Raw genomic sequence first — 12,936 nt, 5'->3', positions numbered from 1 at the left:
CAGCTGGCGCGATCCTCGGCCTGCGGGGCTCTTGCGCGTGCCATGGCTGGTGCCATCAACGGGCGCTCGGCCCGGAGTGGACGATGGAGATGTTGGCCTGGAGCAGTATCTCGCTCACCAAGCAAATCCGCGCTTGCAACGAAGCGCATGGTGGCCGATGCTGATTTCTGGCGCAGAAAATGTCGATCTGGCGCATTTTCGTACACGGAGGTCATCGCTTTGAAAGGCAAAGAGTTGCTGGAGAGGAATCATGTCTGAACCCATAGAGATCCTGCGCGGAGTCGTACATCCGTGGTATTGCGACAACTTTGGCCATATGAATGTCCGTTGGTATAGTCATTTTTTCGATGACGCCGCGTTTCACCTGTGGCCGCTGTACTGGGGGAGTCACAGGAAAATGCAGGATGAGTTTGGCGTTCATACCGTAACAGCCTCTGCGACGGTACAGTTCTTGCAGGAGCTGCTCGCAGGGGATCTGATTTTGGTAGATAGTTTGCTGACCCGTGTTGGCCGCAAAAGCTGTACTTTTACCGAGCGAATGCTGCATGTTGACACTAGGGAAGTGCATGCCACATACGAGACCGTAGAAGTCTTCTTTGACCCGAAAACGCGCCGGGCAACAGAAATTCCGGCCTCAATCAGGCAGGCGTTGGAAAACGCATACAAGATCGCTCAACAGGACCATTAGCCGGCAGGCTCTTGGTCGCCGAAGCAGATGGAGAAGGGGGAAAGGAGCGCTATCGATGGAAAGCGGCCGGACCGGGCGTCGGCAGCGAAGCCACCTGTATCGCTCGCCCCAACGGCGGATAATACGCCTGACCGAGGCTACCACTTGAGGTGTCGAGATGGCGATCCGCGACTGGCCTGAAGACGAGCGACCACGCGAGCGACTGCTGGCTCGCGGTGCCGCCGCCCTGTCCGATGCCGAATTGCTGGCGATCTTCCTGCGCGTCGGCAGCAAGGGGAAAAGCGCGGTTGATCTGGCGCGCGAGTTGATTGGCGGCTTTGGCGGGCTGAACCGCATGTTTGCGAGCAGCCTGGCCGATTTTTCTGCAGTGCCGGGGATGGGTCCGGCGAAGTACGCGCAGCTGCAGGCGGTGCTCGAAATGGCGCGGCGGGCGCTCGGCGAAAGTCTGAAGGAGCAGGGGCTGGCCTTCGCCTCGCCCGGCGGTGTGCGCGACTACCTGCGGCTACATCTGGCTGGCCTGCAGCATGAAGTTTTCCTGGCCCTGTGGCTCGATGCCCAGAACCGCCTGATTGCCACCGAAGAGCTGTTTCGCGGGACGCTGACGCAGACCAGCGTCTATCCGCGCGAGGTGGTCAAGCACGCGCTGCGGCACAATGCGGCGGCGGTGGTGCTGGCGCACAATCACCCGTCGGGGGTGGCCGAGCCTTCGCGCGCCGACGAACTGCTGACCAGCGAGCTGAAGCAGGTGCTGGCGCTGGTCGAAGTGCGCGTGCTTGATCATTTCATCGTGGCCGGGCAATCGCCGCCGCTGTCGTTTGCCGAGCGAGGCCTGTTGTAGGTCGTGGCGGAGAAAAGCCCGGCCGCCGGGACCAAAACGCTTGAAGTAGACCCCCTGCCTGCGCTAAACTCGCGGGTTTTCTTCCCTCAGACAATTGGAGCGACAATCATGGCGCGTGTTTGCCAAGTCACGGGCAAAGGCCCGATGGTGGGGAACAATGTTTCCCATGCCAACAATAGAACGAAGCGCCGCTTCCTTCCGAATCTGCAGTATCGCCGTTTCTGGATCGAGAGCGAGAGCCGCTGGCTGCGCTTGCGCGTATCGAACGCCGGTTTGCGCACTATTGACAAGAACGGTATCGACGTGGTGCTCGCAGACCTGCGCGCGCGCGGCGAGATCTGACCAGGAGAGCAGCTATGCGTGACAAGATCAAGCTCGAGTCGACCGCCGGAACCGGCCACTTCTACACGACGACCAAGAACAAGCGCACGATGCCGGGCAAGATGGAGATCAAGAAGTACGATCCCAAGGCCCGCAAGCACGTGATCTACAAGGAAATCAAGCTCCGCTGAGCGACGCGCGCGAGCGTGCTCGCGCGGCTCCTGGCGGAAAGCTGTTCCCACGGGCGGGGCGGCCGCGAAAGCGGTGGCTCCGCTTTTTGTCGCCCGCGCTTTCGCTCGCCATCGCCCGTCGCCGCTACGAGCAGCCGCGCGGGCTATGCCAATCGCTGCTCGCTACTCGGCGGCTTCGACCAGGCGGCGGTCGCGGACGCTCTTGGCGAGGACTTCCAGGACCAGCAGCGAGTCCTCCCAGCCCAGGCAGGCGTCGGTCACGCTCTTGCCGTACTCGAGCTGCTGGCCGGGTACCAGATCCTGGCGTCCTTCGACCAGGTGCGACTCGATCATCACGCCGATGATCCGTTCGTCGCCGGCGGTCACCTGGCTGGCGGTATCCCTGGCGACCTCGATCTGTTGCTTGAAGCGCTTGTTGCTGTTGGCGTGCGAGGCGTCGATCATCAGCCGCGCGGCGAGGCCGGCGGCGGCGATTTGCTTGCAGGCCGCGTCGACGTGCGCCGCATCGTGGTTTGGTTCCTGGCCACCACGCAGGATCACGTGGCAGTCCTCGTTGCCGGCAGTGGAGACGATTGCCGAATGGCCGGCCTTGGTCACCGAGAGGAAGTGGTGTGGCGATTGCGCGGCGCGGATGGCGTCGATGGCGATGCGGATGTTGCCGTCGGTGCCGTTCTTGAAGCCGACCGGGCACGACAGGCCGGAGGCCAGTTCACGATGCACCTGCGACTCGGTGGTGCGCGCCCCGATCGCTCCCCAGGCAATCAGGTCGGCGGTGTATTGCGGCGTGATGGTGTCGAGAAACTCGGTCGCGCAGGGCAGCCCCATGTCGTTGATCTGCAACAACAAGCCGCGTGCCAGACGCAGCCCCTCGTTGATCCGGAAACTGTTGTCGAGCCGCGGATCGTTGATCAGGCCCTTCCAGCCGACGGTGGTGCGCGGTTTTTCGAAATAGACGCGCATGGCGATCAGCAGGTCGTCGGCGAAGCGGGGCACTTCCTTCTGCAGTCGGGTGGCGTATTCGATCGCCGAATCGACATCGTGAATCGAGCACGGGCCAATCACCACCAGCAGGCGGTTGTCGGCACCGTGCAGGATGCGATGGATGTTCTGGCGTGCTTCGAAGGTGGTCATTGCAGCGCGAACGCCGACCGGAAATTCGCGAAAAACGTGCGCTGGCGGGACCAGCTCCTTGATTTCCCGGATGCGAACGTCGTCGGTGTTGGGCTTGCTCTGCAAGGTCATTAGGCATTCTCCTGGGGGCGACCGGAGTCGGCAAAGGCTCGATTCTAATGGAATCACGGCACGGATTGTGCTTTGCGACTGCTCGGGAAGTGCTCCGGGGCGGTTCTCGGGAACTGCGCTCAGCTGTTCCTGCGTGCTGACCAAGGCGCCGTTGCTCCGGCCTGGTTGGCCTGGCGCAGCGTCTGCAGTGCCTTGGCAAAGTCGTAGTTGTCGATCTGGTTGCCGAGGCGTTTGGCCACCGTTCCAAGATGCGCCTCGATCAGCGCTGCCGATTCGCACCAGAGGTCGCAGGCGCGGGTGTCGTCCTCGGCGAGCAGCACTTCCAGGCGCATCAGGATTCGCTGTGCCCGCAAGCGCTCGCCCTCCAGCTGCGGCGGCTCGGGCGTCACCTGCTCGCCAGGGTCGACGGCATCGAGCTGGCCGATCGCCGCCGCCAGGGGAAGCAGGGCGGCGTCCAGCGCGGCAATCGCACGCCCCAGGCCGGCCCCCGGAACTGGCGCGCGCAGCGCGGACTCGAGCGCCAGCGCCCGCTCGCGCAGCGTCGTCGCGCCGATCGTCGCCGCCACACCCTTGAGGGTATGGGCCAGCCGTCGTGCATCGTCCCACCTGTCGGCCGCCAGGTGGGCGCGCAGGCGCTCGCCGTCGTTGCCATGCTGGGCGGCAAAGAGCTGCAGCAGGCGCAGGTACAGGGAGCGGTCGCCGTCGGCGGCCTGCAGACCAGCGGCGGCGTCGAGCCCGACGATGTCGCCCAGCGTGCTCCGCGGCTGACCAGCGCCGGCTGTCGACGGCAGGGCGTCTGCTGCCGCCTTCGCCGGCGCGGCCGATCCTGGCAACCAGCGCAGCAGCGTTTCGTAGAGTTGATTGGGGCTCACCGGCTTGGCGAGGTGGTCGTTCATTCCCGCGTCGAGGCAGCGTCGCCGGTCCTCGTCGAAAGCGTTGGCGGTGACGGCAACGATCGGCAGCAATTCCCGTCCGGGAAGCCGGCGGATCGCCCGGCTTGCGGCGAGGCCGTCGACTACCGGCATCTGCATGTCCATCAGCACCAGCGCGTAGTCGCCGCCGCCGGGCCCTGTGCTTGCGGCGAGCCGGTCGATCGCCTGTTGACCGTCGCCGACAGCGTCGACCTCCAGCCCGACCGTTCGTAACAGCTCGCGCATGACCTCCTGGCTCAGCAGGTCGTCCTCGGCGAGCAGTACGTGCGTACCCTGGTAGTGGCGAGCAAGAATCTGCGCCGCCGAGGCGCCTCCCGCGATCGCCGGAATCGCCGCTAGTGCCCGCCCCGGCGCGGCTTGAACGGCGGCCGCCTGGGCGTCGCTGGCGCTGCGCGCGAGACGGACGGTGGCCCAGAAGATGCTGCCCTTGCCGGGTTCGCTGACGACGCCGGTCTGACCGCCCATCAGCGCTGCCAGGCGTTTGCAGATGGCCAGCCCGAGACCGGTGCCACCGTATTTGCGGGTGGTCGATTGGTCCGCCTGCGCGAAGGGCTGGAAGAGGCTTTCCTGTTGCTCGGCGCTGATGCCGATTCCCTGATCTTCGACCTCCAGGCGCACGCTGGCCGTCGCGCCGCGCAGCTCGATCAGGCGCGCACGCACGGCAATCTGGCCGTAATCGGAAAACTTGACCGCGTTGCTGACGAAGTTGAGGAGGATTTGTCCTAGGCGCAGGGGGTCGCCGCGCAGACGGGCGGGGATCTGCGGGTCGACTTCCAGCTGCAGTTGCAGGCCTTTCGCTCGACTCCGCTCGCCGAGCATGCTCAGCGTATGGTCCATTACGCGTAGCAGCGAGAACTCGCTCTCGTCGAGCGCCAGCCTTCCGGCCTCGATTTTCGACAGGTCGAGGATGTCGTTGATGATCCCCAGCAGGTGCTGCGCGGCTTCGCTGACCTTGGCCAGCTGGACGCGCTGCCTGGGCTGCGTGAGCTCCTTGAGGAGCAGGTGGGTGAGGCCGATGATGGCGTTCATCGGCGTGCGGATCTCATGGCTCATGTTGGCCAGGAAAGTGCTCTTGGCGCGGTTCGCCGCCTCGGCTGCGTCCTTGGCGTCGGCCAGTTCGGCGGTGCGCGTGTGCACCAGCTCTTCCAGGTGATGACGGTGCTGCGCCAGTTCGGCGGCGGCACGGTCGCGTTCGGTTAGGTCGACGTCGATGCAGAACATTTCTGCCGGGCGTCCGGGAATGGCGATCAGGACGTGGCTGGAGAAGACGGCGACTCGTGAACCGTCCTTGCGCATCAGCGACAGCTCGCCCGGTGGGATGGCGACGCCGGTTTGCTGCATCTGGGTGATCGCCTCTTTGACGCCCGCGCGCATTTCCGGCGGAATGATCAAATCGAGCAGATTCCTGCCAATGGCTTCCTCGGCCGAGTAGCCGTAGAGCTTTTCCGAGGCCGGATTCCAGAAGCGCGTTGTACCGTCCGCGAGATAGCCCTGCAGGGCGATCGAGTCCACGTTGTGCAGAACTCGGCGAAATCGTTCTTCCGATTCGCGCAGGGCATCCGCTGCCAGTTTGCTCTCCGTGATATCGCGGGCATAGCCGACGGTGCCGATGAGCTTCCCGTCGACCGAAACGGGAGACTTGTAGGTTTCGAACCAGCGCCGCTCGCCGGCTGCTTCAATCGGCTCCTCGAAGCGTCGCGCCTGGCCGCTGGCAAGGACCGCCCGGTCGTCGGCGAGGTAGCTCTCGGCGAGTTCAGGCGGGGCAATGTCGAAGTCGGTCTTGCCGACCAGCGATTCCGCTGAAGGCTGCGCCAGGCTGTCGACGAAGCGCTGGTTTACGGTCAGAAAGCGGCTCTCGGTGTCCTTCAGCCAGACCATGAACGGAAAATTGTCGAGCAGCGCTCGCTGGTACCGATCGCGTACGACGAGCTCCGCTTCGACTGCCGCCAGCGCACGCAGCGGGAGACGGCGCAGCGGGTTCCAGATCAGCCACGCGACGAGTAGGCTGCCCGCGAGCAGCGGCAGGCCCTTGAGCAGCTCACTGCCGATCGCTTTCTCGGTGGTCAGGCGGCCAACCGGTTGACCGTACGAGTGCAGTGTCTGGCTGCGCGACAGGGTGGGACCGGTGCTGGGCGGTGCCGATTCGATGAGCACTTCGTCGGCCAGATTCAAGATCCGATAGTGGGAAAGCGGCGATGCGTGACGTTCCAGCAAGCTCTTCATGCGATCCGAAACCAGATCCCACTGCTCGGGCTGGGTGGCGATGAACTCCTCGAGAAGGCCGACCTGAAAGCGTAGTGACTCGCTGAGCTGTTCGCTGACGCTGGCGCGGACATAGAGCAGGTAGACGGCGCTCGGCACGACGGCGACGACCAGCGCCAGCACTGCTGCCAGGCGCGTCAGCAACCTGACCATCGGCTGGTGCAGGCCTGCTGTCACTGCACGCCTGCCAGATAGTCGTGCGCTTGCAGGATGCGGGCGGCTGTCGGGGAGCGCAGGAAAGCGGCGAAGCGCGCGGCCAGCGCGCCAGGTTCCCGGGGCAGAACGACGGTAAGCGCCTTGCACCAGGGGTAGGAGCCATTCTTCAGGTTGTCCAGCGAAGGCGTGACGCCGTTGATCGGGATGACAGATACGCGTGTGTCGGTGGTCTTGAGCATGCCCAGCGTCGTCGGGCCGAGCGAGCCGGGAGTGGCGGCGATCAGCTTCAGCGTGTGGAAATCGTTGTCGCCGGTAACCATCCCTGGCCGTAGCGCCGCTGCCACGACAGCCCTGTCCATCGTTGGCGACATGCTTCTCAGCACCCGCGTATCGCTCTCGAAGCTCGGGCGCAGGATCAGCCGGATTGGCGATCCGTCGTGCCAGTTTCGCACGTGCCCTTCATAGATCTGTGTCAGCTGTTCGAGGGTAAAGCCATCCGCCTGTTTCCCGTCGCGCGTGGCGAGGACGAAAGGCGTGTCGGCAAGCTGGAAATGCTCGCCGACGCCTGGCGACTCTCCGGGTTGCAACGGACGCCCGATGACGCCCAGATCGATTCTGCCCGCGGCCAGCGCCTTGAGCGCGCCGCCCGAGCCGATGGGAGGGGAGAGTTGCCTGAGAGCGACTTCCGGTGCCTGCTTGCGAAACTCGTCGAAGAGGAGCTGGATGATCGGCTGCGAGGATCCGGTGCCGCCGACCCGCAGTTCCTCTGCGCTTGCCGAAAGTACGGCCAGCAATAGAGGGAGCAGGGCGAGCAGCTGCCAGAACGACCTGCGCATCAATCGCCTCCTTTTCGGGTGAGCAGGCAGCGCGGGCGGCCAGAGGCGTTGGTGTCGATCGCTCTCAGCTCTTGGCTCCGCTGGTCGGTGGGGTTTCGCCAGCAGCGTGCTGGGCGGCAATGGCGAGGAACACGTTCTGGCGGGCAAAGAAGGCGTCGACCACGTCCGGGTCGAAGTGGCAGCCTCGCCCGCCGCGAATAATCTGTAGCGCTTCTTCGACGGGGAGTCCTGCCTTGTAGACCCGATGTGCAAGCAAGGCATCGAAGACGTCGGCGAGCGCCATCAGCCGTGCCGAAATCGGAATGACGTCGCCAGCGAGACCGTCCGGGTAGCCCGAACCATCCCATTTCTCATGGTGGTAGTGGGCGATTTCCTTGGCCATGCTGAGGAATTCGATTCGGTGTTCGGCATCCTGCTCGGCCTGTTCGATGGCCAGGTAACCGAGGCGGGAATGCGTTTTCATGATTACCCATTCGTCCGCCGTCAGCTGGCCGGGTTTGAGCAGAATGTGGTCGGGAATGCCGACTTTTCCGATGTCGTGCAGCGGCGCCGACTTGACCAGAACCTCGATGTTGTGGGCGGTCAGGAAGGCTGCGAAACGTGGGTGGAAGCGAAGCTGCATGGCCAGCGTGCGAACATAGCCCTGCGTGCGGCGCAGGTGGTTGCCGGTTTCCGGGTCGCGGATCTCTGCCAGTCGCCCCAGCGCGCGTATGCTGACATCCTGGATTTGGAGGTTCTCGGCCATCCGCCGGTCGATCTCCCGCTGCAGGCTGCGGTTGTGATCACGCAGCAAGTCACGCGCGGCTTTCAGCTCGATCTGCGCCCTTACCCGAGCCAGGACGATCGACGGCCGGATCGGCTTGGTGATGTAGTCGGCCACGCCAAGTGCCAGTCCACGCTCCTCGGCGCCACTGCTGTCGAGCGCAGTGACGAAGATCACCGGGATGTCGGCGGTCGCCGGGTTGGCCTGCAATTGGCTGAGTACCTGGTAGCCGTCCATTTCCGGCATCATCACGTCGAGCAGGATCAGATCGGGTCGCGGCTGGCTGGCGGCTGCCTGCAAGGCCCGCTGTCCCGAGTTGACCGCGCGCACCCGATACAGCGGGCTGAGCAGGCCGCTCAGGACCGACAGGTTTTCGGGGGCGTCATCGACGATCAGAAGTGTTGCCATCAGGATCCTGCTGGGGAAGTCACACGCGGCCAGAGTGAATTATGGCCGCTTTGCCAAGCCTGAACTGTGAATAAAGTCTCGCCGCGCCGCTGCCTTGCGCAAGCCTGGGCCGGTGGCGCAGGGTCAACGCTCAGTCTTGCTGATCGAGGCGCAGCTGCGCGGCTGCGAACAGTTCTCGCTCCTCAAAGCGTACGTGCGCCGAGAGCAGGTCGGCAAAACTCAGCAGGGTGGTCGCGTCGGCATCCGGCAAGCGGCCGACCAGGGCGCGCAGTTCGGCGTGCTCACGCAATGTGCGCGCGACCAGCGCCTCTTCGCCCGCGAGCATGGCCGGCAGGAGGCCGGATTCCTCGCTGCGGAAATGAGGTTCGAGGGCGGCAGCAAAAACCCTGGTGCAGGTCGCCGCTGCCGTGGCGACCCTCTCCGCATCGCCCGAAGTGGCCGCACGGCGGGCATCGAGCGCCAGCTTGAGCGCCGTATGGTGCTCGCGAGAGAGGTCCTGGAGGGTGTCGTGGCGTTTCATTGCGAGGGTCCGTGGTCGTTGTTCGGGACAGCCGGGGGCGGGCATGCAGCCAGCTCCTGGCCGATGTCGGTTGCGCTGGTTGTGCCGGAATTCGTTGCGAGGGTCGAAAGAGTCCCCGGGCGGCCAGCTGACGCGGCCAGCGGCCGCAAGCGCGAGTCGACAATCTGCGATTGTAGCCAATGACCGCCAGCAGTGCCGGCGTTTCGGGTGCGTCGTTTCCGGACTGCATGCACCGGTAGCCGCGGGAGTGGTGCCGGGCGCGGGGCGCGGCGAGAAAACGGCGGCCCCGGGCGACGCACGTTCGACCTTCCGTCTCCCGATCAGTCGACGATTGCTTCCGCGGTTTGCAGACCTGAATAGGCGATGTTGGCAACCGCCATCACGCCGATGGCGATGGCTTTGGATTCCGGATCGTCGTCATTGACCGCGAGGGTGTAGGAAACGCGGGAAATGTAAGACGTCAGGTTGCTCACCTCTTCAATGATGGCATCAGAGCGGGTCTTCCCGGCTGGCGCTTGCGACAACTCGTAGAAATGCCAACCCGTGCAGGCCAGTGCCGGGATGACGAGAACGGCGTTCACGATTGCCCCGGTTGCCCGCCCATCGGCCGCTTTGAGTTTGCTCATGACGCCTTTGGAGGCGCCGAACTCCTTTTGCAGTGGGCCCGAGAAAACGATCTTGCACAAAATGACCAGACCGGTCGTCGCGGTGCTGATCGTGCTCACGGCGGTCTGCTTTATGGGATCCTTGGGGACCAGGAAGTTGGCAATGCCAACCGAGCCACCCATGATGATTCCCATGACCGCCGACGGGATGCCCCACGGATTCTCGCCGGATTCCTCGGCCGCCTCGAAGGTGGCCACGAAGTCGCTCATCAAGGACATGAAACCGGCGATCGCGTGGCCTGAAACAAAGACGGCTGTCTGCGCGCTGTCCGATATCTTGAACATGGCCGCGCCCACCGAACCCTGTCCGGCGGGGCCAAAACCGTGCTGCAGGTCTTCCAGACTGCGGGTGTTGATCAGGAAGTCGGTGTTCATGTCGTCCGGGAACGGCGCGCTGCCGGCGGCAATTTTGTAAACCACGGTATAAGCCACGGCCGAGATCCAGCAGAACAGGTCCAGGAAGGAGATGTCGGGAATTCCGATTGCATTGAGGATGTCGGAAATGATCGGAATATGGATCTTCGCGTCAAGAATACTCATCGCCGCCGAGGCGACGTCGTGGAGGATCTTCAACAGGGCATCGACAACGACCTTGGCACTGCTGAGTACCCCGTCGACCAGGATGCCAAGCAAGCGCTTGAGCACATCCTCGACGTTGAGCTTCGGGAAGTCATGGGCCAGCGTTTCCAGTCGTGTGATCAGCGTATCGAGCACCTGGCCTTCCTGCTTCAGCGCGTTCAGCAGATCGTCGATCAGGTTCTGAACCAGGCTCGGCGACGGTGCGCCGCTCTTTATGGAGATGTTGTTCGCGTTGTTCTGGAAATGGTGCGAGAGATGCAATGATCCCGAGTTCTGGCCTTGCATCGGATTGCTTGCACTACGACTTGGCGGCTTGGACGCGGCGGGGCCGAGATTCGACCAGTCCTGAATTCCTGCCCAACTGTCGATGCGCGATTCAACGTCGTCAATCATGTTGTCGAAAGCGTGTTCGAAGCTTGCTATCGAATCCACCTGGCCCTGAAGAAAGGCCTTGGTCAGATTGTGGACGACGTCCTTGGTGCGCTTTATATCGTCCCATTCGAACAGGAACTCGACGAACTTGATGATGTCCTGAACCGCTGTCTTGATCGCGTTGAATACCCACACAACGGCACCGACGACCGCTTCAGCGGTATCCAGAATGGCTCGATACACCTTGCCGGCAATCGTGGCGACGAAATGCCATGCTGCTGTCGCTGCATCTTCAATCACCTCGATGACCGCGTCTATTCCGGACTCCAGCCATTGGAACAGATCGCCAGCTGCGACGAGCATGTCATTACCCAGGTTTCTTGCGGCGGCCGGAGCAGGCGCGGGGCCAGCGGCGGCAAGTGCGAGTGCCCCGGGAGTCGCCGAGCCGATGGAGCTAAAGCTCGTGCCGAGATTGGCCAGCCCTCTGGCAACCGCCTTCAGGTCGTTAGCGGGCGCGCTAGGAACGAGGGGCCTGGTTCTTCCGTTACCGTCGTTGATCGTTGCCGCCTTGAGCTTTCCGCTGTTCCCTTTGTCATCACCCAGTGCGGCGAGCTTGTTGAACGGCGCGACCATCGGGTTGATGGTCAGCGAAGCGCCGCTGCCGGTGGATACGGTGAAAATCGTGCCGTTCAGCGTCGCTGTGGACTCGACGATCGTAATCGAGCCAAGGGAGTTGGTCTTGATGTGAATCGGTGTGCGGTCGACGATGTAGTAAAGGCCATTGATATGCACTGCACATCGGCTGTTCGCACTCAGGCTGAGCGAGGCATTCTTCAGCGGGAGACGCTGCTCGTCTGCCACCTGAATGGTCGTCGTGTAGGAGTTGAACGAGATGGACTTGCTCGTCGGTGGAACGGGAAGGGTGATCTGGTCGGTCTGCCACAGTTTTGACGTCGATCGGGAAGCCTGAGTAATCCTTTGCAGCTTTCCCGCACCACTGGCGAAGATCGTATTGCCCCCGTCAACCCGATTGACGTAGGGCGAGATTTCCTCGATAGCGGAGAGAATTGGCAGCGGAACGCTCCACGCCGAGGGGTGCGAGACCTGCGACTGCAGGCAACTGGTGTAGTAGACCTGGTCACTCGCATTGCGCCCCCAGAGGGTAATCACGCCGTCGTGATACATCGCCGCGAGCCTGCTTGTGTCTGACAGCACATCGCTGGTGATCAAAGGAGTTGCTGTTGCACCGTCGGCCTGGTTGGTGCTGGCGAAGTAGTACAGGGTGCTGCCGCTGAGCGCAAATAGATCCGTCGACAGGTCCGCATTTCGCGTTGCGGCAATGGCGCCTGGCACCACGCCCCCAGGCAGGTTCAGTCGCACAGGTAGGGGCGGGCCAGATCCGTAAACATTGATCACCGGACGAAACTCCAACTGACCGCCTGCCCCCGCGTGACCAGCCGTATACAGACCGTCAACATATCCCTTTGGCAATCTGCCGAGACAGCTGTCATAGCTTTCGACCTCGATATCAATCGGCAGATCGTGCTTGTTCCAGTAGTGTCCGTTGGCTTTGCCGGGGTCGATATAGTATCTGCTGACGTTTTTCACGGTGCTGTTTGGATCGCGAACGATATCAACGACGATGTACTGCACCTTCCCGGTCGTCTCACAAAAGAAGACGTTGGCGATTTCAAGTCTGGACAACGGCGCGCCTGGATCGTCGTACGCGTACGACACCCAGTTCGGTGAGTCTGCCCATGAAATATCCTTGTTGGAATTGCCGAGAGACAAATACAGGTGGTCACCGGCGCTCGTCGTGACGACCATGGCCAGGCCAAGTGAACCGTTCTGCACGCTTTGTCCGGCGTCGAACGTCCGACAGGTGACGCCGGATTGACCGGAGAAGTCGGCCTTGATCCGAGTACTGCTCAGGTCCGTTTTCGACCAGCCTGCAGCCGACTGTCCGCTTGCTTCACGAGTGAGGTAGAAGGCCCCGTCGGTTCCGACAGAGAACAGAAGCGAATGGCCGTCGCTGCTCTGCAAGGCCTCGAACTTCGCCTGAGGCGATATAACCTCGGCTTGCAGGTGGTTGGTCATCATTTCAGCGGAGTAAGTCAGATTCATCTTTTCCATGTCCCAATTCTCCTTGCTTGTGCCGGCTTT

At 62.9% G+C, this 12,936-nt stretch carries 10 protein-coding genes; 4 read left to right on the top strand and 6 right to left on the bottom strand.

The annotated features are described in order from the left end of the window. Positions 1–250 precede the first annotated feature (250 nt). The 4 genes from QZ613_RS07925 to rpmG all read left to right on the top strand — a co-directional run bounded on the left by QZ613_RS07925 (position 251) and on the right by rpmG (position 2,038). Positions 251–688: a thioesterase family protein gene (locus QZ613_RS07925; RefSeq protein WP_043569897.1), complete on the top strand. Its 438-nt coding sequence runs from the start codon at positions 251–253 to the stop codon at positions 686–688. A gap of 157 nt (positions 689–845) precedes the next feature. Next, complete coding sequence (radC, locus tag QZ613_RS07920; protein WP_043569899.1) at positions 846–1,526, top strand: DNA repair protein RadC; 681 nt, start codon at positions 846–848, stop codon at positions 1,524–1,526. Between the two features lie 108 nt (positions 1,527–1,634). After that, positions 1,635–1,868, top strand: coding sequence for a 50S ribosomal protein L28 (gene rpmB / locus QZ613_RS07915; protein WP_043569901.1), 234 nt, complete (start codon positions 1,635–1,637; stop codon positions 1,866–1,868). Between the two features lie 14 nt (positions 1,869–1,882). Beyond that, positions 1,883–2,038: a 50S ribosomal protein L33 gene (rpmG, locus tag QZ613_RS07910; RefSeq protein ID WP_034928807.1), complete on the top strand. Its 156-nt coding sequence runs from the start codon at positions 1,883–1,885 to the stop codon at positions 2,036–2,038. A gap of 162 nt (positions 2,039–2,200) precedes the next feature. On the opposite strand, the gene aroG is transcribed toward rpmG, so the two are convergent. The 6 genes from aroG to QZ613_RS07880 all read right to left on the bottom strand — a co-directional run bounded on the left by aroG (position 2,201) and on the right by QZ613_RS07880 (position 12,906). Further along, entirely contained in the window at positions 2,201–3,280 is a 1,080-nt protein-coding gene (aroG, locus tag QZ613_RS07905; protein WP_043569906.1) for a 3-deoxy-7-phosphoheptulonate synthase AroG, read from the bottom strand. 119 nt (positions 3,281–3,399) lie between these two features. After that, on the bottom strand, positions 3,400–6,651 hold the full coding sequence (locus QZ613_RS07900) for a PAS domain-containing hybrid sensor histidine kinase/response regulator (RefSeq protein ID WP_291865768.1): 3,252 nt from the start codon (positions 6,649–6,651) through the stop codon (positions 3,400–3,402). Then, on the bottom strand, positions 6,648–7,466 hold the full coding sequence (locus QZ613_RS07895; protein ID WP_291865771.1) for a substrate-binding domain-containing protein: 819 nt from the start codon (positions 7,464–7,466) through the stop codon (positions 6,648–6,650). Before QZ613_RS07895 ends, QZ613_RS07900 begins: the two co-directional genes overlap by 4 nt. Positions 7,467–7,530: 64 nt before the next feature. After that, a complete protein-coding gene (locus QZ613_RS07890) occupies positions 7,531–8,637 on the bottom strand; it encodes a two-component system response regulator (protein WP_043570156.1) in 1,107 nt (368 codons plus the stop codon). 130 nt (positions 8,638–8,767) lie between these two features. Further along, on the bottom strand, positions 8,768–9,157 hold the full coding sequence (locus QZ613_RS07885) for a hemerythrin domain-containing protein (RefSeq protein WP_291865775.1): 390 nt from the start codon (positions 9,155–9,157) through the stop codon (positions 8,768–8,770). A 320-nt stretch (positions 9,158–9,477) separates the two neighbouring features. Then, positions 9,478–12,906 (bottom strand): hypothetical protein, encoded by a 3,429-nt coding sequence (locus QZ613_RS07880; protein WP_291865778.1) that lies wholly within the window; start codon positions 12,904–12,906, stop codon positions 9,478–9,480. Positions 12,907–12,936: the final 30 nt, after the last annotated feature.

Origin of the sequence: Candidatus Accumulibacter sp. ACC005 (assembly GCF_907163215.1) — a bacterium.
GTDB lineage: Bacteria > Pseudomonadota > Gammaproteobacteria > Burkholderiales > Rhodocyclaceae > Accumulibacter > Accumulibacter regalis.
This window is presented reverse-complemented; position numbering and strand designations above follow the sequence as displayed.